Genomic DNA, 22425 nt, shown 5'->3' with positions numbered 1-22425 from the left:
GCCCGGGACGGGGAGCCGCACCCCGCGGAAGCGGGGATCGGCCGGCAGGTGCCCGCGCACCGGGCACCTCGCACTCTTGGCAGGTGGCGGTGGCGTTGCCGCCCTTGGCGCCGTGACCTCGCGTCATGCCGCCGATACTACCCTCGCTCGGTGTGGCGCGCCAGCGCGGGCGGGAGCTCGAGCCCGTGCGCCTCCATGAGCCGCTCGTCGGCGAGGATCTCGGACGACGGGCCGTCGGCGGCGACGACGCCGCCATCCAGCAGCACGACCCGCGCGCAGAGCCGCCACGCGAGGTCCATGTCGTGGGTCGCCACCAGCTGCGTCGCCGGCAGCGAGGAGAGCAGGTCGATCATGGCCCGTCTGGAGCGCGGGTCGAGGTTGGAGGTCGGCTCGTCCAGCACGAGCACGTCCGGACGCATGGACAGCACCGTGGCCAGGGCGGCGCGCTTCCGCTGCCCGAAGCTCAGGTGGTGCGCGGGCCGCGAGGTCTCCCCGGCCAGACCGACGGCATGCAGCGCGTCGTGCACGCGGGAGTCCACCTCCGCCGCGGGCAGCGCCATGTTGAGCGGGCCGAAGGCGACGTCGTCGTACAGCGTGGTCATGAAGAGCTGGTCGTCCGGGTCCTGGAAGACCAGGCCGACGCGCGAGCGCACGGCGCGCACCGTGTCGTCGGCGAGCCGCGTCCCGCCGACCAAGACGTCCCCGGCACCCCGTATGACGCCGTTGATGTGCAGGATGAGCGTGGACTTCCCCGCCCCGTTGGGCCCGAGGAGTGCCACGCGCTCTCCCGCGGCGACGGCGAGGTCGACGCCGTCGAGCGCCACCGTCCCGTCCGGGTAGGCGTATCGGAGGTCTCGCAACTCGACGGCGTAGGGCTCCCTCATCGGCGTGGACACCTCATCGGAGCAGCAGCGCGGCGGCCGTCAGCGCCGCCAGCGCCAGCATGGCCGCGTCGGCCGGCCGCAAGCGCAACGGTCGCGCGGTGGGCAGGCTGCCGTCGAAGCCCCGCGACAGCATCGCCGCGTAGACCCGCTCGGCCCGCTCGTAGCCGCGGATGAACATGGTCCCTGAGAGGTTGCCGTACAGCCGCACCTTGCGCCAGCCTCTCGTCGCGAACCCCCGGCTCTCCAGCGCCTCGCGGGCCGAGGACAGTTGGCCGCGCAGCGTCGTCACGTAGCGGTACGTGAACGTCATCATCAGCAGCATCACGCGCGGGACGCGCAGGCCCTCCAGGCCCTTCAGCAGCAGCGGGGTGGGGGTCGTCGAGGCGGCCAGCAGCATCGACAGCGTGGTGAGCCACGCCTTGGTCACGACCGCGTACGCCTCGATCCATCCGCCGCTCGCGTACGCCTCCGCGGCGCCGCGCACGGAGAGCGAGCCGCCGCCCAGCGGGGCGAACAGCGCGATGGTGCCGGCGAACGGGATCACGAGCGCCGAGCGGCGCAGGAGCCAGCCGAGCGGCAGCCGTGCCAGCGTGGCGACCGCGAGCAGCAGCGTCACGACTCCCAGCAGCGCCGGAGCGTCGAGCGGCGGGGCGAGCACGATCGCGAGCGAGAGTGTCACGGCCGCCAGGACCTTCGCGCGAGGGTCCAGCGCGTGCACCGGCGAGCACAGGAGCGTGTACCGCTCGAACGCGTGGCCGTGCGCGTGTTCCTCCCCGGCGTCGAGCACGTGATGGTGCGGGTGCTCGTGCCGCTCGTCTCCGTGGACGTGTGCATGGGAGTGGACGCCGGGGGGCGCGGTCTCCCCTGCGCTGCGATGCCGGTGGAGGCGGCGGCCCATGTCGCCTCAGGACGCCCGCCGCAAGCGCGCGGCCTTGACGAGCGCGTGGCCGACAAGGCCGGCGACGACGAGTCCGACGACGCCGGCCAGGATGCCGGCGAGCGTCTCGTTGGCGACTCCCGGGACGACGTAGTCGGGGATGGGGCTGCCCGCGAACGACGTGGGAACGCCCTTCGGGGGCAGGAACCCGATCCGCTCGGCCACGTGCTCCAGTCCGTCGGGGCGCGACGAGGCGAGGAAGGACACGCCGGCCGCGGCGAGGGCGGCTGCCGCGAAGCCTGCCAGCGCGCGGCGCGATACGGGCTCGGACGAAGCCGCCTCGGCGGCGAGCAGGTCCGGCCGCACCGCGAGCAGGTAGCCGACGAGGCCGGCCGTGACGGCGCCCTCGCCTATGCCGATGAGCGCATGCCAGAAGCCCATCGATCCCATCACGAGCGCGAACGGAGCCCGCCCGGACGCCCAGATCTCGATGCCGGCGGCCAGAGCGGCGGCCACGGTGGCAAGCCACGCCGCCACGAACGCCCCGGTGACGCGGGAGGCGCGCCCCCGTCCGAGGCGCGCGAAAGCGGCGAACACCCACCAGCCGACGAAGGGAGCCACCACCCCCAGGTTCCAGATGTTCGCGCCGAGCGCGGCCACGCCCCCGTCGGCGAACACGAACGCCTGGATGACGAGCACGGTGCTCATCACGAGGACCGCCGGCCAAGGCCCGAGGACGATCGCGGCGACAGCGCCGCCGGCGAAGTGGCCGGAGGTCCCCCCCGCCACGGGGAAGTTGAGCATCTGCAGGGCGAACAGGAGCGCGGCCAGCACGGACATCAGGACGAGCCGGCCGTCCTCCACGCCCCGCCGCACGTGTCGCGCGGCGTACGCCAGCATGCCCGCGGACCCGGCCCACGAGGCCAACCACGTCTTGGTCTCGAGCACCCCGTCAGGGATGTGCATGTCCGCTGTCCCCTCCCCGGCTCGCCGTCACAGGTGGGCGCCGGTCGTCGTGGTCACGAGCTTGCCGTGCTTGACGCCCTTCGTGCCCAGGAGCACGTCGGCTATCGCGCGGATGTCCGCACTGGAGCCGCGCAGCGCGAGCACCTCGAGGCAGGCGTGTGAGTCGAGATGCACGTGCATCGCCGAGACGACCTTGTCGTGATGGGCGTGCTGCACCGCGTCGAGCTTGTCGGACAGGTCGGAGTGGCCGTGGTCGAAGACCATGGTCAGCGTCCCGACGCACTCCTCCGCCGACTCCTCCCACTCCGCGTCGACCAGCGCGTGGCGCACGAGGTCCCGTACCGCCTCCGAGCGGTTGGAGGCGAACCCCCGCCTGGCGACGAGCTCGTCGAAGCGCCGCAGCAGGTCCTCGTCCATCGCCACACCGAAGCGAACGAGCCGGCTCATCGGACCCCCGTCCTAGTGGTAACACGAACACGAGAAGCGTAGCACACCTACGGCACGATCCTACCCATGTCTCGCGAGGATGCGGGCCGCCCGTAGGCGGTCGGGGGATCGGAGCGGTGAGGGGTCGGGACCCACGGAAGGCCCCGGAAGGTTCGGCGGCCAGGGGCTAGACGGCTTCGACCGTGACGCCGTCGCCGCGTCCGGGCTGGTCGGCGGCGGCTTTCTCGAGCCTCGCCCGAGCCTCACCGAGCATCACGGTAGCCTGTGCGAGCTCGCGGCTCGGCTCGGTCAACCCGCCGGTGTCGGCGAGGTGGTGCAACTGCTCGAGCCACTGCTGCGCGAGCGCGAGTGCGTCGTCGACCTGCGCCACCCCGAGCCGGAACTGTCCCTTGTTGATGCCGCACATGGTGGCCTCCTCGTCGTTGTGTGCCCGGAGGGCGGGGCCGGTCGACGCGATCGCGCAAGTGCTCGTCGACGCGCTGCGGGGCCGGCGGGGCCGCCGGCGTTCCTGCCGGCGCGACGGCTACCCGACCCAGGGGGCCAGTTCCTCGAGCAGCCGCTTCTTCGGCATCGCGCCGACGAGCTTCTTCACGACCTCGCCGTTGTCGAACACCAGCAGCGTCGGGATCGACAGGATGTCGAACTTGGTGGCCGTCTCAGGGTTCTCGTCCACGTTCAGCTTGCCGACGTGCAGCGTGTCGCCGTGCTCGGACGCCAGCTCCTGCAGCACGGGCTCCATCATGCGGCAGGGTCCGCACCATGGCGCCCAGAAGTCGAGCACGACGGGCTTGTCGCTTGCAAGGACCGTCTTGTCGAAGTCCCCGTCGGTCACGTGCATCATGTTCTCGCCCATCCCTCGACTCCTCCCCGTAGGTCCTACGCGCCGTGCGTTCAGATGCTGCAGAGCTTGCTGTCGATGAAGCGTACCGCTTCGAACGCCGCGGATGCACCTTTGGCGGCCGCGGTCACCACCTGCTTGAGTTCGGAGTCTGTCACGTCCCCGGCGGCGTAGATACCCGGCCAGGTCGTGCGTCCGTCGTGGTCCGCCTTGACGAAACCGTTCTCCGCGAGGTCGACCAGCTCGGCCACGAGGCCGATGACCGGGTCCACCCCGACGAAGATGAAGACCCCGTCCAGCGGCAGGAGTTCCTCGGGCTCGCCCTTGGTGGAGGCGAGTCGGAGGCCGGTGACCTTGCCCCCGTCGCCCTCGACGGCGGTGACCACTCGGCTCAGCCGCATCTCGACGCGCTCGTTGGCGAGACAGCGCTCCTGGATGCACTTGGTCGCCCGCAGCTCGTCGCGCCGGTGGACGAGGTGGACGCGCGACGCGAACTTGGTGAGGAAGATCGCCTCCTCCACGGCGGCGTCCCCGCCGCCCACCACCGCCACGACCTTCTCGCGGAAGAGCGCCCCGTCGCACGTCGCGCACCAGGAGACTCCTCGTCCGGTGTACTCGGCCTCGCCCGGGACGCCGAGCTTCTTGGGCACGGCCCCCGTGGCGAGGATCACCGCTCGCGCCAGGTACTCCTCGCCGTCGGCCGACACGATGAAGTCCAGGTCGGAGGGCCGTATCGACTCGACGGGTGTGAAGGAGCGGACCTCGGCGCCGAATTCCTCGGCCTGCGCGAGCATCAGCTCGGCGAGCTTCGCGCCGGACACGCCCTCGGGGAAGCCCGGATAGTTCTCCACCCAGTCCGTGGTCACGATCTGCCCGCCGGGCATCGCGGCTTCGAACACCACCGTGCGGGCGCGGGAGCGGGCCGCATACAGCGCGGCGGCAAGGCCCGCGGGCCCGCCGCCGACGATGGCGACGTCGATGGTGTCCATCGCTAGGAGGTGCCCCCCTTCGGCAACGGCGTGCCCGACGCCTTCGCCTCCTGCTCTATCTGCGTGAGCTTCGCGCTCGCGTCGTTGTGGATGAGCTGGGCGTGGGCGTCGCCGCCTTCGGTGAGTTCGGCGACCTTGCGGAACTGCGATGCCGCCGCCGGCAGGTCCTGACGCCCTCGCCAATAGAAGATACCCAGGTTGAAGTTCGCGCGCACGTGGTCGGGCTCGACCTCCAGCACCCGTCCGACCTCCTGGATGGCATGGTCCGTCTGCCCGAGGTAGAAGAGCGTCGCGGCGTAGTCCGCCCGTGCGTTTATGTCGGTCGGCCGCACTTCCAGATACGCCGTGTAGTGCCGTGCCGCCGACTGTCCGAACTGCAGGTTGCCCGTCTGGTCGCGCAAGTCGAAGTAGAAGTCGGCGAGCACGAGCCTCGGCTGGACGTCCGAGGGGTTCCGCTCGAGCGAGAGCATCGCGTCGAGCGCCTTCTCCTGCTGGTCGGTGAGTATCGAGCGCAGCTCGGCCGGCACCGTGCTCACCTGCTGGGACCCTGGTCCGTAGATCGTCAGGAACACGATGGCGGCGAACAGAGCCAGCGCCGCGGCGAGGATCCCGATCGGCACCTTGTACCGCTGGAAGGGGCGCACTATGAACCTCTTGGAGAAGGACTTGTCCGCTCCGTCGGCGTGGCGCTCCACCTTCACGCCGAACGTCTGAGCCTTGAGCAGCATGTTCAAGTCGTTCGTGACCAGCACGGCGTTCTCGCGGTCCGGCCCGCTCAGGTGCAGCGCGACTGCGAGGATCCGGTCGTCCGCGCTGCGCGCGGAGAGTCCTTCGTGCAACTCGACGTCGCCGTCGAGCGGGACGACGCGCAGGCGTCCGCCGTCGGGGAGGGCCACGCCGTCGACCAGGTTCCCGTCTTCGGAGAGCTCGAACAGCAGGCGGCTGACCTCGCGCCCCCTGAACCGCAGCTCGGGGTCTACGCGGGAGGTCTTCAGTTTGTCGAGCTCGGCGAGGACCGTCTCGGGGATGACCACGTCCGCGTCGGGGAACGCGAAGAGCGCGTTCGGGTCGGCGAGCAGTACGTTGGTGTCGAACACTACGGTGCGCATGTCTGCAGCGATCTCTCCTGTCCGGGCCGCCCCGCCCGATCACTGCCGATCAGCGCACGAACGCTACCTTGTGGTCGGTGATCTCGAGCGGCGTATCCAGCGGTTTTCCCGCCTGCCATGCAAGGAACGGGCCATAGATCCACGTGCCGTCGACCATGGCCTGCGTCCACACCTGGACCTCGTTGCCTTCGATCTGGTAGCCGTACACCACGAGGCCCCGCTCCTGGGCGGCGCGGACGGCCGCGCGCCCTCCCGGCTGGCTCTTGCCGCGCTCGGAAGGCGCCGCGTCGGCCGCGATGCGCACGATCTCCTGGGTGGCGGTATCGAGTCGGAACATCATCCTGAGATAGCGCCCTGCATCGTTCACGAGCGTCGCGACGATGAGCAAAACCAGGGCGGCGACGAGGAACTTCTTCATCTTGCCACCTCTTACTGCTGTGTACGCTGCTGTGACGTCGTCTACTACTGCTGCGGCTTCCTGCCGTCTCCGATGATATCAGCATCGGCTCGATCGACCCTCCTCTTTATGAATACGAGCATCCCGACCAGTACGAGCACGACCGCCGAGACGACCGCGACGCGGTCCAGATACGACGCGTACACCCGGATGTCGCTCTCGGCGATCACCATGTCGCCCGCATGGACGGAGACGTGTAGCGCCCCCGAGAGCGCAGATCGCATCTCCACCGGCATCGTGAGGTAGTTGTCGGCCGGCTGAAGCTCGACGACGCGCTCGGTCCCCTCCGGGAAGCCCAGTTCCGGGGAGCGGACGCGCAACGTGACCCGCATGGGGCGGCGCGCGCGGTTCGAGACGTTCAGGGGCACGTCCCCCGCGCGGCCCGAGAGCGTCACGTCCTCGGCTTGCAGGCCGATCGAGTCCAGCAATGACCGGGCCCTGCGCTCGGCCGCTCCGGCGAACGCCCTGCCGCGGTCCGCCATGCTCCAACTGCCGTCGGGCCCCGCCCAGGCCGCGCTCTGCGCCAGCAGGGTCATGTACCAGGCGGCTTCCGCGTCCTGGTCGTCCTCTCCCGCGGCAGCCGAGAGCGCCGAGGAGCAGCGGCGCGCCTCGGCCACCTCCGGCCAGTAGTCCGCGGGCCCGTCGTGCCCTTCGCGCGCCTCGGCGAGGCGCACCGGCGGCCCCCCGACCTGCGCCGCCGCCTCCGCAGCGGTGACGGTCTCGAGCCATCCCGCCGCGGCCAGGGTCCGCAGCGCCCCCACGGCGTCCCGCGCGGTCACCGCCCGGCCGGGGCCGATCTCGAGAAGGGCGATCACGCACCCCGGACCCTCCTCGGCGAGGTAGCGCTCGAACAGCCCGCCGAGCGCCTCGCGCGGGTCCTCCCCGAGGAACCCGCTCGCCTCCTCGTCGAGGACCAGCGCGGTGGTCGTGGTATCCTTCACCGCCCGCGTTCCGCCCTGCCGGTCGGGATCGCCGTCCTCGAGCGAACCGGGGGAGACCACCGCGTACGCGATGCCCCTCTCGGCGAGCGCGGGGAGCGACCAGGGCGTGAACCGGTCGCCGAGCACGGCCACGCCGGCCGATGGCGTCTGCTCCAGCGAGGCGAGGTACTCCGAGGACCCTCTGGCGAAGTGCCGTTGAAGGTCGCTCTGCGCGCCGGCGGCCTCCAGGCCCGCGAGGTCGGGCTCGGCGTAGGGCACGTCGAGCAGCTCCACGCGATCGAGGGAGGCGAGGTCGGCCAGCGCCGCGAGGGCTTGCGCGTACGAGAGCGGCACCGGCTCGCCGGCTGCGACGTCGCGGACCCCCTCCGGGCCGACGGTGCGGTACCCGTCGGCGGCCCTGCGCCACTGGTTCAGCAGGAGCGGCGGGACGGCGAGGCTGAAGCGCGCCCCCGTCCCGCGGGCTTCGCGCACGAGGTCGAGAGCCTCGTCGCGCTCGCGAGTGTAGAGCGCCGGATCGGAGACGAAGCGCCCTTCGGGGTCGAGCGCGGGAGCCCCCGCGAGGCGGACGACGACGGCGACGGGCAGGGGCCGGCGCTCCGGGTCGTACACGAAGACCCGATCCTCCAGCACGTGTTGGGTCGTCCTGCCCGAGGAGTCCCCGAAGCGCACTCGCACGCGGACCGGGTACTCGGCCGGCCGCAGCCCCAAGGAGGCGAGTTCGCGCTCGAATCGCACGACGGACTCGCCGGGCTGGAGGTCGTTGCGGACCTCGGTCTTCTGCAGCATCAAGCCGCCGCCGGGGCGCAGCACCTGGAACCGTGCCTCGTAGTAGGGCGTCTGCGTCTCGATCCTGCTCCTCACCGACAGGACGAGCGTGCCGTCGGCCGGCAGGGACTGGGCGCTCTGCTCCAGGACGGTCCCCGCCGCCTCGGCCTCTGCCGGGGCAGCCGCCGGGCCCGGATCGCGCTGGGCGGCGGCAGGCGCGGCCGCGGACGGGACGAGCCACGCCGCGCACAGTGCCGCGGCGAGTACGCCGACCAGCCCCGCGGCCGAGGTCTTCCGTTGGCGAACAGGGCCGCTGAGCGGCGAGGATGGCATAGAGGGCACCTCTGTGACGTCCGTCATCGACGGCCCTTCGGACAAAGGGCCCGTCCGATACAATGGCGAAGTATCGGGCAAGATTATCTCACGCGCCAGCCCGGTCGGGTTCGTCGGCGCGCCGCCTGGATGCCGAACCGAAAGGATGGGACGGAATGTCGGCGAAGAAGGAGCGCCTGGACATCCCCGACGTCCTGCCCCTGATACCGCTGCGCGACCTCATCCTCTTCCCGAACCTCGTCGTCCCCCTGTTCGTCGGCCGTGAGCGCTCCATCAACGCGCTCGAGGAGGCGATGCGCCAGAGCCACCTGGTGGCGCTGGTGACGCAGAAGCGGGCCGAGGTCCAGGAGCCCGGTGCGGAGGACGTCTATGAGATCGGCTGCGTCGGCAACATCCTCCAGGAGTTGAAGCTGCCCGACGGGACCGCGAAGGCGCTCGTCGAGGGGCAGCAGCGATTCCGCATCATCGAGTTCGTCCAGCACGACCCGTACTTCCTCGTGCGCGTCGAGGCGATCGAGGAGGTCACCAAGGTCGAGGTGGAGACCGCCGCCCTCATGCGGGCTTTGACGGCCGACTTCGAGCGCGCCTCCACCCTGGGTAAGCCGATCCCGCAAGAGGTCCTCATGGCCGCCACCTCGATCGAGGAGCCGGGCCGCCTGGCGGACTTCATCACCTTCCACCTCAATCTGCGCGTGGAGGAGAAGCAGGAGATCCTCGAGGCCGTGGAGCCCGATGAGCGGCTCGAGAAGACCGCTCGCTTCCTGCGCAAGGAGCTGGAGATCCTCGAGATAGGCTCCAAGATCCAGAACCGGGTCAAGGAGCAGATGACCAAGACTCAGCGAGAGTACTTCCTGCGCGAGCAGCTCAAGGCGATCCAGCAGGAGCTCGGCCAGTACGACGAGGTCACCGCCGAGATCGACGAGTACCGCGAGAAGATCAGGCAATCCGGGATGCCCGAGGAGGTCGCCGCCAAGGCCGAGAAGGAGTTGGGCCGGCTCGAGAAGATGCCCAGTGCCGCCGCGGAGACGTCCGTGATCCGCACGTACCTCGACTGGCTGACCGGGCTTCCCTGGGCCAAGGAGGACGAGGAGAAGCTCGACTTGGAGGAAGCGGCGCAGATCCTCGACCGCGAGCACTACGGCTTGGAGAAGGTCAAGGAGCGCGTCCTGGAGTACCTCGCGGTGCACAAGCTCACCGAGCGCCAGCGCGGTCCGATCCTTTGCTTCGTGGGCCCACCGGGCACCGGCAAGACGTCAATCGGCCGGTCCATCGCGCATGCCCTGGGCAGGAAGTTCATCCGGATGAGCCTCGGAGGAGTCCGCGACGAGGCCGAGATACGCGGTCACCGGCGCACGTACGTCGGCGCGCTCCCGGGGCGGTTCATCCAGTCGATCAACCAGGTCGGGACGCGGAACCCGGTCTTCGCGCTGGACGAGATCGACAAGGTCGGCATGGACTTCCGGGGAGATCCAACCTCGGCGCTGCTGGAGGTGCTCGACCCCGAGCAGAACTTCGCCTTCCAGGATCACTACCTGGAGGCGCCGTTCGACCTCTCCGACGTCATCTTCATCACGACCGCCAACCTGCTCGATCCCGTCCCCCCGGCCCTGCGCGACCGGATGGAGGTCATCCACTTCCCGGGTTACACCGAGGAGGAGAAGCTCCAGATCGCCGTGCGGTACCTCGTGCCCAAGCAGGTCTCCGAGCACGGACTGACGCCGGGCAAGATCGTCTTCGAGGACTCGGGGCTGCGCGAGATCATCCGCCGCTACACGCGCGAGGCGGGCGTGCGCAACCTCGAGCGCAACATCGCCGCCGTCTGCCGGCAGGTGGCGCGCAAGGTCGTGGAGGGCAAGAAGGGCAAGACGACGGTCACGGTCAAGAACGTCCACAAGTACCTCGGCCCGCCCAAGTTCTCCTTCGGCTTGGCCGAGGAGCGCGATGAGGTGGGGGTAGCCACCGGCCTCGTGTGGACCGAGGTAGGGGGCGATGTGATCGTCATCGAGGCCACGAAGATGCGCGGCAAGGGGACCCTCACGCTCACCGGCCAGCTCGGCGACGTGATGCGCGAGAGCGCACAGGCGGCCGTCTCCTACATCCGTTCGCGGGCGGGGGAGCTGGACATCGAGGAAGACTTCCACGAGAAGCTCGACCTGCACATCCACGTGCCGGCCGCCGCGATCCCCAAGGACGGGCCGTCGGCCGGGATAACGATGGCCGCCGCGCTGGCGTCCGTGCTCGTCGGCTGCCCGGTACGACGCGAGATCGCCATGACCGGTGAGATCACTCTCCGCGGGCACGTGCTGCCCGTCGGCGGGCTGAAGGAGAAGCTCCTGGCCGCGCACCGCGCGGGGATCAAGCTCGCGCTGATCCCGAAGGAGAACGTCCGCGACCTCGACCTGGTGCCCCAGCACGTCAAGGAAGAACTGCAGATAGTGCCGGTAGCCACCATGGACGAGGTCCTCGACCGGGCGCTCATCCGTGAGTGCAGGCCCAAGATGGCTTCCGCCAAGCGCCACGCCGAGGAGCACCGGAAGGCCCGTGCCAGGACTTCCCGCAAGGCGGTGCGCACGTCGGAGGGCTGACGCTTGCGCGCCGGACCATCGTATGAGTCCCTCCGCCGATGGTATGAAATCCCGATCGAGGGTGGTCTTCCACTCCTTCCAGGGAGATAATCCCAATACGCGAAGGGTTGGCAGGGGCGGACCCGTCGCGCCAACCTAAGAGCGTGACCAGCGCGTTTTTCTCGGGAGACGTCGATCCGCAGGGTCAATTCGGTCACCTGTCGGCCCGCGGGGAGTCAGTGGTGAGACCGGCCCGGTGCAGGAGGGCCGGTCTCTTCGCGTACGGGGAGGCCGCCCATCTGCCGCACGGTCACCAGGACCGGGAGGTGCGGGATGGTGCGGAGACTGTCCAGGAAGACCCTCTTGTCGCGCCTGCTCACGGCGTGCTTCGTAGTCGCCTTCACGGCTTCCCTCACCGGAGTCGGCGGCGCGTCGCCCGTGAGCGCCGGCTCGGAGGAGACGACGGCGACGGTGCCGCCGGCGCCGTCGGTGCCTGAGGCGGAGGCGCCGGAGCAGGAGCCGCCGGCGGAGCAGACCGCGGCGGAAGCGCACGTCCCGGACCCCCTCGTGGGGCCGCAGGAAGACGTGGCACCCGAGCCGGGCGACGAGTCGACGAGCGTAAGCGTCGCGCCTTCCGCTGTGACTCCTGCAGCGAGCGGCCCGCAGCTCACCTTCCAGGGATACCGCAGCGATCAGGCGAAGTGGACGACAGGGAATCTGGGGCAGGACTACGCGGAGGGCGACTGGGTCACCTACCGCGCGATCATAGACAACTCCGGCTCGGCCACACCGTTCGCGTTGACGAGTCTTGCGTTCACGGCCGACCACTACAACTCGACGAAGAACGCCCTCGGCGCAGACAAGACGAAGGACTGGTCGTACAAGTACCAGACCTCGGCGCCGGGGACCGATGATCCTTCTTGGCCGACCGGGCTGACCTCGGTCACTCCTGCCCAGCAGGACGTTCCGTACCCCTCCGGGGCGTACGGCTCCTCGCAGTACCTGCGCACGACGTTGAACGGCGCGGGGATCGTCGTCCCTGCGAACCGGTACGCGGTCGTGTACTTCAGGACGCACCTGTCCCTGACGGCGTACTGGCTCGGGCAGACCCCCCCGCGCTACGGTTCCGGCTACTTCCCTGGGGCCAGCATGCACCACCGGGTGGACGTGTCGGGTCTCGGGGACAAGACGGTCCCTATCCCGGTCCCGCCGCGGCCTGCCGGCTCGGTGAACGGCTTCAAGTTCAACGACCTCGACAGGGACGGTGCGTACGACGCCGGGGAGCCGGGACTGGGAGGATGGGTCTTCCATCTCTCGGGGACCGATCCGGACTTCCCCATCGATGTCACCGCCACCTCAGCGGCCGACGGCACCTTCGTGATCGACCCGCTCCCCGACGGGACGTACTACCTGGATGAGGACGCGCAGCCGGGCTGGAGCACCGAGTACGTGCTGCCGCTGACGGTCGTAGTGTCCGATGGCCAGGCCGCATCCGCGGAGGTGGGCAACTATGTCGACGCCGTGACCAAGACGTTCTCGCTCGATCTGGACAGCCTCGTGAGCAACGTAGGTCTGTACGTGAAGTACCGGATCGGCGACGGCGGCACGTGGACGGGCCCGGTCCCGCTGTCCGGCAGCGGGCCGTACACCGGGAGCGTACAGGTCCCGTACGGCACGAACGTCACCGGCGTGCAGTGGTGGGCCGCCTTCGCAGGAGAGGACGTGCTCCTGTACGAGGAGACCATCGACGAGACCCTCACCGAGGACTTCACGAACCCCGGCGAGTACGGGTCCCTCGTCAGCGGTCACAAGTTCGAGGACCTGGACGCGGACGGGGAGTGGGACGACGCGGTCGAACCCGGCCTCGGCGGCTGGGAGATCACCCTGTGGCGGGACACCCCGTCCGGTGCCGTCGTATACGACGTCACGACCACCGGTCCCGGCGGCTACTACGAGTTCGTCGACGTGATCCCCGGGACGTACCGGGTGACCGAGGACGTGTCGCAGGCCGCCGGCTGGTACAACACCGTGGCGCCCGAGGACGACATAGTCATCCCCACCGGCGGGGACGAGGCCGGTGACCTCGACTTCGGCAACGTCCAGGTGCTCTCCGACATCGACGTCACCAAGACCGGGCCGGACAAGGCGCATGTCGGGGATGTGATCACCTACACCATCGTCGTCACGAACACGGGGGCGACGCCTCTGACCGACGTCGTGGTCTACGACCCGCTGTTCGACGCGACCTTCCCCGGCGGGATCATAGACACCATCCCCGTTCTCGCACCCGGCGCCGCGCGGACGTACTACGTGCAGTACGAGGTGCCCGACGAGCAGGACGGGATCGTCAGCAACACCGTGCTGGCGAGCGGGCAGGACCTGTTCGGCGACACCAAGTCCGATACCGCCGACTGGGACGTCGTGGTCATCCGTCCGGCCGTCTCGGTCGACCATACCGTGGACTTCGACGGCGACGGGACGTTCGGCGACTCCGAGACCTACTACGCGGGCGCCGCTGCGGTGTGGAAGATCGTCGTGAGCAACGCCGGCGACTCCGACCTCTTCGGCGTCACCGTGGACGACTCCAACGGCATGAGCCTCGGTCCGCGGGACCTCGCGGTGGGCGAGAGCGTCGGCGTCACCTACACGACGACGGTGGAGGCCGACACGGTCAACACCGCGGTCGCCGAGGCCTACGACGAGTTCGAGGAGCCGTGCGCGCCCGCGAGCGACGAGGCCGAAGCGATCGCGATCGCGCCGTCCTTCACGGTCAAGAAGTACGTCGACTTCGACGCTGACGGGACCTACAGCGACGGCAGCGAGACGTACTACGCGGGCAGCGAGGCCAAGTGGATGGTCGTGGTGGAGAACACAGGCGACAGCGCGCTGATGGTCGTCCTGTCGGACTCCAACGGTCACTCCTTCGGGGCCCCGTTCGCCTTAGGTCCGGCCGACCTGCCGGCGGTCTTCACGTACTCTACCTTCCCCCTGGCGGACACGGTCGACACCGTCACGGCCCAGGTGACCGACGTCATCGGCGGGCTCTACTCCGACACCGACAGCGCCGAGGTTCTGGCGATCTCGCCGTCCATCACGGTGGAGAAGACCTCCGACGCGCCGGTCGACGGTGTGATGACGGGGTCAACGGTGGTGTACACCTTCACCGTGACCAACGGCGCCGACCCCCTGACCGACGTCCAGCTCGTCGATGCGATCCTCGGTTTCGTCCATGACATCGGCGACCTCGCCCCCGGCCAGACCGTCGAAGTCAGCACGTCCGCGGTCCTCGAGGTCCCGACGGACAACGTCGTCGTGGTCGAGGGCCTCGACGAGTTGGACAACGAGGTCTCCGACGAGGACGAGCTGTTCGTGGACGTGTTCTCTCCGTTCATCGTGGACATCGGGATCGACAAGGAGGCGGATCGCGACACGGCTGAAGCCGGTGCCGTCGTCACCTACACGCTCACCTACACCAACACGGGCGGGTCCCGGATCATGGCCTTCACCATCGTCGACGACTTCGACGAGCGCTACGTGACCGTCACGGACGCCGCGGGCGGCGACGTCGTCGACGGGACGATCGTCTGGGAGATCGACGAACCGCTCGACGTCGGCGCATCCGGCAGCATCACCTACGAGGTCAGGATCCGCGACGACATGCCTTCGGGCACGACGAACGTCGACAACGTGGTCGTGGTGCAGGCGGACGGTGACGAGAACCCCGACAACGACCGCGCGACCGAGCGCGTCGTCGTGGCGTTCCTGCCCTTCACGCCGAACCCCGATCCGGCGCCCTTGCCCTTCACCGGCGGCGACGCGGTGCTCCTCGGCCTCGCCTTGGCCTCCACGGCGGCCCTCGGCGTGGTCCTGCGGCGGCGCGCGAGGCGCGCGGCGTAGCGGCACACCGGCCCCCTCTCGCTGCGCGCCGAGATCCGACGGCTCCCTTCCAGGAATCCCCTTGACACCTCTTCCCAGCAGGCATTTTCCAGAGTTACCGGTCGGAGAAACATGGGAGATGTGCCTGTCGGGAGAAGGCAGCCAAGGTCTGGTGGCTGCTCCGGAGGAAGAGGGGTGGTCGAGAGTGAGGAAGCTGGTGGACAAGCGGAGGGCACACTGGCGGGCCATGGCCTCCATGCTCGCCTTCGTGTTCCTCATGGCCGTGATCGTGCCGGCCTACGGCAACGACGTCGGCGCAGCGGTGCCGTCGGAGGGACCGGCGGCGGAAGCCACGGCGCCCGAGGCCGAGGCGGGTGCGGGTCGAGGAGGCGCCGGCCGCCAACGAGGTGATGCCGGCGGCGCTCGTCGAGCCGGTACTCGAGGAGGGCCAGGTGACCGACCCGGACTGCGATGACTGGGTCAAGCTCGAGGCCAACTTCATGACCGGGCGGCAGTACATGGTCGACGGAGTGACGGTCGACGTCTACGACGACGGGATGGGGCAGGAGTTCGACTTCAGCTCCGAGCGGCGGGTGTGCAAGGTCTACGTCAAGGGCGGCCCGGACACGAACGTCTACACGTACGACCCCGGCGTGTTCGAGGACGAAGGTCTGCACGCGCCGTTCAACCCGGGCTCGGAGAAGTGGTACGACCTCAGCAACATCATCTTCTGCTTCTGCCCTGACGAGCCCGTCGTCGAGATCGACCTGTCGATCGTCAAGGAGGCCGATGTCGAGACGGTGCTGCCCGGCGGGCTGATAAACTACACGATCACGGTCTGCAACGAGTCGACCACGACCTGCGAGGACGTCGAGTTGGTCGATGACTTCGACGAGGACGCCGTGACGGTCTCGAACATCAGCGACGGCGGCTTCAACGCGAACGGCGAGATCCACTGGCCGGCGTTCGACCTCGACCCCGAGGAGTGCCGGACGTTCACGTACACCGCCGAGGTCGGTGAGGACGTCGACCCCGGTTACGAGGTCTGCAACGTAGCGACCGCGACGTGCGAGGGCATCCACTTCAGCGACGACGCGTGCGTGCTCGTCGTCGCGCCGCCGGAGGTCGTGCCGGGACTCGAGGTCGAGAAGAGCGCGAACAAGGAGATCGCCGCTCCCGGCGAGACCGCCGACTACACGATCGTCGTGACCAGCCCGAGTGAAGAAGACGCCGAGGACGTGCTCGTCACCGACGACTACGACGAGAGGTTCGTCGACATCGTCGCCGGCAGCATCACCGGTGGCGGGGCGGTCGTGAACGGGACGATCGTCTGGACCATCGACGTGCCCGCGGGCGAGAGCGTCACGCTCATGTATCGCGCTCGCGTGAAGGACGACGTGGTCGGCGGCACGATCATCCGCAACATCGTGACCGTGGAGGACGTGAGCGACTTCGTGGACGTGAGGGTGGTCGTCCCCGTGACGCCCGCGGTGCGGGAGGAGTTCGTGCCGGCCGAGCCGTTCCTGCCCTTCACCGGCGGCGAGGCCATGCTGCTCGGGCTGGCAGTCCTGGCCTCCGCGGGCGCGGGCGCGGCACTGCGGAAGCGTGCTCGCACGACGCGCGACCGCGACGCGGCGTGACGGAAGCCTGTCAGGCGAGCGAGGGAACGAGATGCGCCGGAGGGGCGGCCCGCTCGGGCCGCCCCGCTCCGTTCCGCGACCGACGGTACGGAGCGCGGACGCCGCGAAGCCCCGGCGGGGGACCGGGGCTTCGCGTTCGCGGAGAGGGGTTGGCGTCGCGCTCGAAAGGCGGAGGAGCCCCGCGAGGCTCGTCACGCCGCCGCTACTTGGGAGGGACGTTCTCTCCCCAGTCGATCCGCCCGTTGTCCCTCCAGTCGATGATGTGCCAGACCTCGTGGTTGAGGATCGTCTCGAGGCTCGCCTTGTGGTTCGGGTTGATCACGATCCTCCCGCTCTGGTAGTAGGCCACGGCCTGATAGCCGTTCGGCGTCTCGCCGATGGTGACCGTGGTGCCCTTGAGGATCGGGTACTTCCTGATCAGGCCGGCCAGGATGGCGCGCGCCTGGGCGAGCTTGCTGCCGGCGGACGGCTTGTTCGCCGCGGCGGTGGAAGCGGCCCTGGTGCCTCCGCCGATCGTCACCGCCGACTGCACCGTGGCCGGGAGCGGAGCCGCCTTCCTGAGAGACGCCTTGTCCAGCGCCCCGCGGTCGGCCGGCTCGAGGGCGATCCTCGGCCCGGGCTCTTCGGCGGCCGGGAGCTCCAGCGCGGGGGCGCCGGCCGCCTCGGCCTCGGGCAGGCCGGCGGAAGCCAGCATGCCCAGCCCGCCGAGCATGGCCGCCACCACAGCGCCCGTCACGGCCCTGCGGATCCGGCGTGATCCGTACGACATCGGCGCGCACCCCCGTGTCCGCTCCGGCGCACACCGGCCCGGCCTCCTCCCTGCCCCTGGTGCTGGGTGGAGCCGAGCCGATGAAGCGGCGCGGGCTCGAACCCGGCGGTCCGGCTGCCGTGGGGATCGGATCCCTGTAGGCCCGTGACTTTGCGACCACCGCCTTTCGGCGGGGCTGCCCTTTTCGGGAAGCGCGTCCGATGTGCGATTCTGAAGACTCCGTACACTATGAGTATCGGTGGGTCGGTCTGGAATCCTGATAGCCGGATCCGAGAACGGAGGTAGCGACATCCCCGCCCGCTCCCGAAGCCGTGGCACCTTCACCGCGGTCCTGGGCGACGTGCTGCTCGGCATGTCGACAGGCCTGCTGGCCTACTACGCGCTCACCGCGCTCGTCGGCGGAGGCGGGCAGGCGGGGCTGCGCGCTGAGGCCGAGTGGGCCGGCGCACCCGTGGCCGAGGCCGGCCCGCTCCTTGACTTCGAGGGGTGGGCCGAGGAGGACCGCGCCTACTGGGACTCGCTGCAGGCAGGGGGAGCCTTCGGCCGGATCGTGTGCGAGGCGATGGGCCTGGATGCGATGGTGGTCAAAGGATCGGAACCGGCCGATCTGCGGCGCGGTCCCGGATGGGTCGAGTGGACGGACCCTCCCGGCCCGACGGGCAACGCCGGCATCGCCGGCCACCGCACGACCTACGGCGCCCCTTTCCGGCGCATCGACGACGTGCGGGAGGGTGACGTCATCGAGTTCTACTCACCGTTCCGCCGATACCGCTACCGCGTCGAGCGCACCGAGGTCGTCCCTCCGAGCCGCGGCAGCGTCATGGCTCACACCGAGGAGCCGAGGCTCACCCTGTCCGCCTGTCACCCCCCGTTCAGCGCCCGGAGCCGCTTCATCGTGCACTCCAGGCTGGTCGAGGTGAGCCGGCTCGTGGGTGAGGAGGGGTCTTGAGGGTCCTCGTGACGGGAGGTGCCGGCTTCATCGGCTCGAGCGTCGTGCACGCGCTCGTCGCGCGCGGGGACGAGGTGACGGTGGTGGACGACCTGTCCACGGGATCGGCCGGCAACCTCCACCCGGCCGCGGACTTCCATAGGATGGACGTGCTCGATCCGGAGCTCGGCGATCTCGCGCGCCTGACCGCTCCTGAGGCTGTCGTGCACCTCGCCGCCCAGGTGAGCGTCTCGGAGTCTGTGCGCGACCCGGAGCGCGACAGGCTGGTGAACGTCGAGGGGACGCGAGCGCTGGCACGCGCGGCGGCCGGCGCGGGCGCACGGCGGATGCTCTCGGCGTCCTCGGCGGCGGTCTACGGCGAGCCCTCCTCGCTGCCTGTGGCGGAGGACGCGCCCAAGTCGCCGCAGAATCCCTACGGGCGCTCGAAGCTCGAGGCCGAGTCGGTGCTGGCCGAGGAGCTGCGCGGCACGGGCGTAGACTTCGCGAGCCTGCGCTTCGCCAACGTGTACGGCCCGCGGCAGGACTGGCGCGGCGAGGGCGGGGTGGTCGCGGTCTTCGCCGGCAGGATGGCCGCCGGCGAGCCGGTCGTCGTGAACGGCGACGGGACGCAGACCCGCGACTTCGTCTACGTGGGCGACGTCGCGGGGGCCGTGACAGAGGCGCTGGAGGCTCGAGCGACCCTGGCCGGCGCCGGCGTCGACGGACCGGCCTACAACATCTCCACCGGCGAGGAGACGAGCGTCCTCGAGCTGGTCGGACTGATGCGCCCGCTCATCGGATACGAGGGTCCCGTGACCTACGCCCCTCTGCCGGCCGGAGACGTGCCCCGCAGCTCCCTCGCCCAGGACAAGGCCGCCGGGGTGCTGCGGTGGCGCGCACGCGTATCCCTCGACCAGGGCCTGCGGCAGACCGTGCGGTGGTTCGCGGCTCAGCGGTGAGCGGCGGGCCGGACACCCGTGAGCGGGCGAGGCGCCTGCGCGAGCTCTACGAGGCCAAGGCGCGCGCCGAGCTCGCCGGCGCCGACGCCCTCGCTCCCGGGGCGGCGGTGCCCTGGTCGGGCGACCCGCTCGCGCCGGTCGCGGCGGTCAAGGGCGTCCCCGGCGAGGCCGAGCTGGGCGGCGGGGCGGCCTTCTCGGGCCGTGACGGCGAGGCGCTGCGCAGGGCGCTGGCCGCGCTGGGGGAGACGCGGGACGTCTTCCTGACCTGTTCGAGGCCGGATGCGGGGATGAGCGAGGAGGCGGTGGACGCGCGTCTCCGAGCCCAGCTCGCGGTGGTGGACCCCTCGCTCGTCATCGCGACGGACGCTCAGGCCGCCCGCGATGTCGCGCGCGCGTTGGGTGTGGCCCGGCCGCGCTTCGGGCAGCGCTTCGAGCGGCACGGGACGACGTTCCTGGCCGTCGACGGGTTGGAGGCGTCCCTCGACGAAGAGCGGCGCAAGGCAAGGGTCTGGAGGCAGCTCACGGGTCTGCGCCGCGCCTGAAGGTCGTCGATCGTGGCGGTCTACGGCGGACACCCCGAGCGGCGCCGCACGCCGGCGCCAGAGGTACGTTACTCCTCCTCGATCTCCCCTATGGCTCCCATCGGACACTCCTCCATGCACGTCCCGCAGGAGCTGCAGTCGTCGTCGTTGACGACCAACGCGGTGTCCGTGTCCAGCTCCAGCACACCTTCCGGGCAGGCGTCCACGCAGATGCCGCAGGCCGAGCAGTCGTCCTCGTTGATGATTGGTCCAGGCATTCTCTCACTTCCTCCGATGACCGCTTCGAAGTGCCCCCAGGTCCGCCGGCGAGCGCCGGCCGGGACGTAGATTACGGGCGTGCCTCGCGCCTGTAAAGGGACGGCGGGACGAGGCCGGGAGAAGGGGATCGGGGGTCGCGGGAGGCGCCGAGAGGGTCGCGCCGCGGGCTTCAGCGGCCTTCAGCCGGGGTCGGGGAAGATAGCATGCAGGGATCCGGACCACTCTCGGACGAAGGTCCCCGGCACCTCGTGTTGATATGAAAGTTGACAATGAGGTACTAAGATATCAGAATCTCCAACGCCTGGCCGTGCCCGGGTCCCGGCCGCTTGGAGGAGGCGGCCAGCTCATCGGAAGGAGATGCACGAGATGGCGAAGGTCCTGGGAATCGACCTGGGTACGACGAACTCGGCGGTCGCGGTGCTGGAAGGCGGCGAGCCCACCGTGATCATCAACGCCGAAGGCGACCGTACCACCCCTTCCGTGGTGGCGTTCCGCAAGGACGGGGAGCGCGTGGTCGGCAAGGCGGCGAAGAACCAGGCGATCACGAACCCCGAGAACACGGTCAAGTCGATCAAGCGCTTCATCGGGCGCAGGTTCGAGGAGACCGAGTCGGAGCGCGGCACGATCGCCTACAAAGCGGTGAAGGGCAAGGACGGCCGGGCGGTCGTCGAGATCGAGGGCAAGAACTACACGCCCGAGGAGATCTCGGCGATGATCCTGCAGAAGCTGCGGGCGGACGCGGAGGCGTACCTCGGCGAGAAGGTCTCCGAGGCGGTCATCACCGTCCCGGCGTACTTCAACGACGCCCAGCGCCAGGCGACCAAGGATGCCGGCAGGGTCGCCGGGCTCGAGGTGAAGCGCATCATCAACGAGCCCACCGCGGCGGCTCTGGCCTACGGCCTGGACAAGGGGGCGCACGACCAGACGATCCTCGTGTTCGACCTGGGCGGCGGCACGTTCGACGTCTCCGTCCTCGAGATCGGCGAGGGCGTGTTCGAGGTCAAGTCGACTTCGGGGGACAACCATCTCGGCGGTGACGACTGGGACCAGCGTGTCATCGACTGGCTGGCCGACAAGTTCAAGGCCGACACCGGCATCGACCTCCGCGCGGACAAGATGGCGCTGCAGCGCCTGAAGGAGGCCGCCGAGAAGGCCAAGATGGAGCTCTCGACGACCCAGAACACCCAGATCAACCTGCCGTTCATCACGGCCGACCAGGCCGGCCCCAAGCACCTCGACTACCAGCTGAACCGCGCGGAGTTCCAGAAGATCACCGCCGACCTGCTCGACCGGACGAAGAAGCCGGTGGAGGCCGCGATCAAGGATGCAGGCATCAAGCCCGCCGACATCGATCACGTGATCCTCGTGGGCGGCTCGACCCGGATGCCCGCCGTGCAGGAGGTCGTCCAGGGCATCACCGGCAAGGAGCCCCACAAGGGCGTCAACCCCGACGAGGTCGTCGCGGTCGGGGCGGCCATCCAGGCCGGCGTGCTCGCGGGAGACGTCAAGGACATCCTGCTGCTCGACGTCACGCCGCTCTCTCTGGGCGTGGAGACGCTCGGCGGGGTCATGACCAAGCTCATCGAGCGCAACACGACCATCCCCACGCGCAAGAGCGAGACCTTCACGACCGCGGCCGACGGCCAGACCTCCGTGGAGATCCACGTGCTCCAGGGCGAGCGCGAGATGGCCGTGGACAACAAGACGCTGGGCAAGTTCCACCTGATGAACATCCCGTCCGCACCGCGCGGCGTCCCGCAGATCGAGGTGGCCTTCGACATCGACGCCAACGGCATCGTGAACGTGTCGGCCAAGGACCTCGGCACGGGCCAGGAGCAGAAGATCACCATCACCGGCACCACCGCTCTCTCCGAGGACGAGATCGACCGGATGGTGAGCGACGCGGAGAGCCACGCCGACGAGGACATGCGCAAGAAGGAGGCGGCAGAGGCTCGCAACACCGCGGACACCCTCGTCTACACGACCGAGAAGACGCTCGCCGACCTCGGCGAGAAGGTCCCCGAGGAGACCCGCGCGAGCGTGACGGACGCGATCGCCAAGGTGAAGGAGGCCATCGAGGCCGACGACACCGACGGCATCAAGTCGGCCGTCTCCGAGCTCCAGCAGGCCTCCTACAAGCTGGCCGAGATCGTCTACGCCGAGGCGCAGGCGGCCGGAGGCGAGGGCGGTGAGGCCGCCGAGGGCGGCGCCGCCGAGGGTGGCGAGCCGGCCGAAGAGGAAGAGGTGGCGGAGTACGAGGTCGTCGACGAGGAGAAGTGACCC

Annotated in this window: 19 protein-coding genes and 2 riboswitches; of the genes, 7 read left to right on the top strand and 12 right to left on the bottom strand. The window is 69.7% G+C overall.

The genetic code is table 11. From position 1 onward, the window contains the following. Window positions 1-137: 137 nt before the first annotated feature. From IBX62_03875 to IBX62_03830, 10 genes are all read right to left on the bottom strand, one after another. Window positions 138-884, bottom strand: coding sequence for an ABC transporter ATP-binding protein (locus tag IBX62_03875; GenBank protein ID MBE0476221.1), 747 nt, complete (start codon window positions 882-884; stop codon window positions 138-140). A gap of 13 nt (window positions 885-897) precedes the next feature. Further along, complete coding sequence (gene cbiQ, locus IBX62_03870; protein MBE0476220.1) at window positions 898-1782, bottom strand: cobalt ECF transporter T component CbiQ; 885 nt, start codon at window positions 1780-1782, stop codon at window positions 898-900. 6 nt (window positions 1783-1788) lie between these two features. Next, on the bottom strand, window positions 1789-2727 hold the full coding sequence (locus tag IBX62_03865) for a PDGLE domain-containing protein (GenBank protein ID MBE0476219.1): 939 nt from the start codon (window positions 2725-2727) through the stop codon (window positions 1789-1791). Window positions 2728-2754: 27 nt separating this feature from the next. Beyond that, complete coding sequence (gene nikR, locus IBX62_03860; GenBank protein ID MBE0476218.1) at window positions 2755-3174, bottom strand: nickel-responsive transcriptional regulator NikR; 420 nt, start codon at window positions 3172-3174, stop codon at window positions 2755-2757. A 166-nt stretch (window positions 3175-3340) separates the two neighbouring features. Continuing rightward, a complete protein-coding gene (locus tag IBX62_03855) occupies window positions 3341-3580 on the bottom strand; it encodes a hypothetical protein (protein ID MBE0476217.1) in 240 nt (79 codons plus the stop codon). Between the two features lie 117 nt (window positions 3581-3697). Beyond that, window positions 3698-4015 (bottom strand): thioredoxin, encoded by a 318-nt coding sequence (trxA, locus tag IBX62_03850; GenBank protein MBE0476216.1) that lies wholly within the window; start codon window positions 4013-4015, stop codon window positions 3698-3700. 50 nt (window positions 4016-4065) lie between these two features. Continuing rightward, window positions 4066-5001, bottom strand: coding sequence for a thioredoxin-disulfide reductase (trxB, locus tag IBX62_03845; GenBank protein ID MBE0476215.1), 936 nt, complete (start codon window positions 4999-5001; stop codon window positions 4066-4068). A gap of 2 nt (window positions 5002-5003) precedes the next feature. Continuing rightward, complete coding sequence (locus IBX62_03840) at window positions 5004-6110, bottom strand: hypothetical protein (GenBank protein MBE0476214.1); 1107 nt, start codon at window positions 6108-6110, stop codon at window positions 5004-5006. 49 nt (window positions 6111-6159) lie between these two features. Further along, the gene (locus IBX62_03835) at window positions 6160-6528 is read right to left on the bottom strand and encodes a hypothetical protein (GenBank protein ID MBE0476213.1); all 369 of its coding nucleotides are present in this window, start codon (window positions 6526-6528) and stop codon (window positions 6160-6162) included. Window positions 6529-6572: 44 nt separating this feature from the next. Beyond that, entirely contained in the window at window positions 6573-8633 is a 2061-nt protein-coding gene (locus IBX62_03830) for a hypothetical protein (protein ID MBE0476212.1), read from the bottom strand. Between the two features lie 128 nt (window positions 8634-8761). Here IBX62_03830 and lon point away from each other — a divergent pair, with 128 nt between their 5' ends. The 3 genes from lon to IBX62_03815 all read left to right on the top strand — a co-directional run bounded on the left by lon (window position 8762) and on the right by IBX62_03815 (window position 16686). Beyond that, window positions 8762-11191: an endopeptidase La gene (gene lon / locus IBX62_03825; GenBank protein MBE0476211.1), complete on the top strand. Its 2430-nt coding sequence runs from the start codon at window positions 8762-8764 to the stop codon at window positions 11189-11191. 155 nt (window positions 11192-11346) lie between these two features. Continuing rightward, window positions 11347-11433: riboswitch (cyclic di-GMP riboswitch) on the top strand. A 70-nt stretch (window positions 11434-11503) separates the two neighbouring features. Beyond that, entirely contained in the window at window positions 11504-15067 is a 3564-nt protein-coding gene (locus IBX62_03820; protein MBE0476210.1) for a DUF11 domain-containing protein, read from the top strand. Window positions 15068-15420: 353 nt separating this feature from the next. Beyond that, window positions 15421-16686: a DUF11 domain-containing protein gene (locus IBX62_03815; protein MBE0476209.1), complete on the top strand. Its 1266-nt coding sequence runs from the start codon at window positions 15421-15423 to the stop codon at window positions 16684-16686. 202 nt (window positions 16687-16888) lie between these two features. On the opposite strand, the gene IBX62_03810 is transcribed toward IBX62_03815, so the two are convergent. Beyond that, the gene (locus IBX62_03810; protein MBE0476208.1) at window positions 16889-17455 is read right to left on the bottom strand and encodes a hypothetical protein; all 567 of its coding nucleotides are present in this window, start codon (window positions 17453-17455) and stop codon (window positions 16889-16891) included. 101 nt (window positions 17456-17556) lie between these two features. After that, window positions 17557-17645, bottom strand: a riboswitch (cyclic di-GMP riboswitch). A 48-nt stretch (window positions 17646-17693) separates the two neighbouring features. Between IBX62_03810 and IBX62_03805 the strand changes: the two genes are divergently transcribed. From IBX62_03805 to IBX62_03795, 3 genes are read left to right on the top strand one after another with little or no spacing between them, the layout of a single operon-like run. Then, on the top strand, window positions 17694-18404 hold the full coding sequence (locus IBX62_03805; GenBank protein MBE0476207.1) for a class E sortase: 711 nt from the start codon (window positions 17694-17696) through the stop codon (window positions 18402-18404). Next, on the top strand, window positions 18401-19342 hold the full coding sequence (locus IBX62_03800; GenBank protein MBE0476206.1) for an NAD-dependent epimerase/dehydratase family protein: 942 nt from the start codon (window positions 18401-18403) through the stop codon (window positions 19340-19342). The genes IBX62_03805 and IBX62_03800 overlap by 4 nt, the downstream gene beginning before the upstream one ends. Continuing rightward, window positions 19339-19884, top strand: a complete 546-nt coding sequence (locus tag IBX62_03795) for a hypothetical protein (GenBank protein ID MBE0476205.1) — start codon at window positions 19339-19341, stop codon at window positions 19882-19884. The genes IBX62_03800 and IBX62_03795 overlap by 4 nt, the downstream gene beginning before the upstream one ends. Window positions 19885-19952: 68 nt before the next feature. Here the strand turns inward: IBX62_03795 and IBX62_03790 are convergent, their stop codons facing one another. Then, entirely contained in the window at window positions 19953-20141 is a 189-nt protein-coding gene (locus IBX62_03790) for a 4Fe-4S binding protein (GenBank protein ID MBE0476204.1), read from the bottom strand. A gap of 358 nt (window positions 20142-20499) precedes the next feature. On the opposite strand from IBX62_03790, the gene dnaK reads away from it, so the two are divergent. Then, a complete protein-coding gene (dnaK, locus tag IBX62_03785; protein MBE0476203.1) occupies window positions 20500-22422 on the top strand; it encodes a molecular chaperone DnaK in 1923 nt (640 codons plus the stop codon). The last annotated feature ends 3 nt before the right edge of the window (window positions 22423-22425 follow it).

This window comes from Coriobacteriia bacterium (genome assembly GCA_014859305.1).
In the GTDB taxonomy this organism is placed as follows: Bacteria; Actinomycetota; Coriobacteriia; order Anaerosomatales; family Kmv31; genus Kmv31.
This window is presented reverse-complemented; position numbering and strand designations above follow the sequence as displayed.

Bases quoted from the DNA above. Each gene is read 5' to 3' on its own strand.
- trxB (MBE0476215.1), bottom strand. From the start codon at position 5,001: ATGGACACCATCGACGTCGCCATCGTCGGCGGCGGGCCCGCGGGCCTT.
- IBX62_03790 (MBE0476204.1), bottom strand. From the start codon at position 20,141: ATGCCTGGACCAATCATCAACGAGGACGACTGCTCGGCCTGCGGCATC.
- nikR (MBE0476218.1), bottom strand. From the start codon at position 3,174: ATGAGCCGGCTCGTTCGCTTCGGTGTGGCGATGGACGAGGACCTGCTG.
- IBX62_03865 (MBE0476219.1), bottom strand. From the start codon at position 2,727: ATGCACATCCCTGACGGGGTGCTCGAGACCAAGACGTGGTTGGCCTCG.
- IBX62_03835 (MBE0476213.1), bottom strand. From the start codon at position 6,528: ATGAAGAAGTTCCTCGTCGCCGCCCTGGTTTTGCTCATCGTCGCGACG.
- IBX62_03810 (MBE0476208.1), bottom strand. From the start codon at position 17,455: ATGTCGTACGGATCACGCCGGATCCGCAGGGCCGTGACGGGCGCTGTG.
- cbiQ (MBE0476220.1), bottom strand. From the start codon at position 1,782: ATGGGCCGCCGCCTCCACCGGCATCGCAGCGCAGGGGAGACCGCGCCC.
- IBX62_03875 (MBE0476221.1), bottom strand. From the start codon at position 884: ATGAGGGAGCCCTACGCCGTCGAGTTGCGAGACCTCCGATACGCCTAC.
- IBX62_03840 (MBE0476214.1), bottom strand. From the start codon at position 6,110: ATGCGCACCGTAGTGTTCGACACCAACGTACTGCTCGCCGACCCGAAC.
- dnaK (MBE0476203.1), top strand. From the start codon at position 20,500: ATGCACGAGATGGCGAAGGTCCTGGGAATCGACCTGGGTACGACGAAC.
- trxA (MBE0476216.1), bottom strand. From the start codon at position 4,015: ATGATGCACGTGACCGACGGGGACTTCGACAAGACGGTCCTTGCAAGC.
- IBX62_03830 (MBE0476212.1), bottom strand. From the start codon at position 8,633: ATGACGGACGTCACAGAGGTGCCCTCTATGCCATCCTCGCCGCTCAGC.
- lon (MBE0476211.1), top strand. From the start codon at position 8,762: ATGTCGGCGAAGAAGGAGCGCCTGGACATCCCCGACGTCCTGCCCCTG.
- IBX62_03820 (MBE0476210.1), top strand. From the start codon at position 11,504: ATGGTGCGGAGACTGTCCAGGAAGACCCTCTTGTCGCGCCTGCTCACG.
- IBX62_03855 (MBE0476217.1), bottom strand. From the start codon at position 3,580: ATGTGCGGCATCAACAAGGGACAGTTCCGGCTCGGGGTGGCGCAGGTC.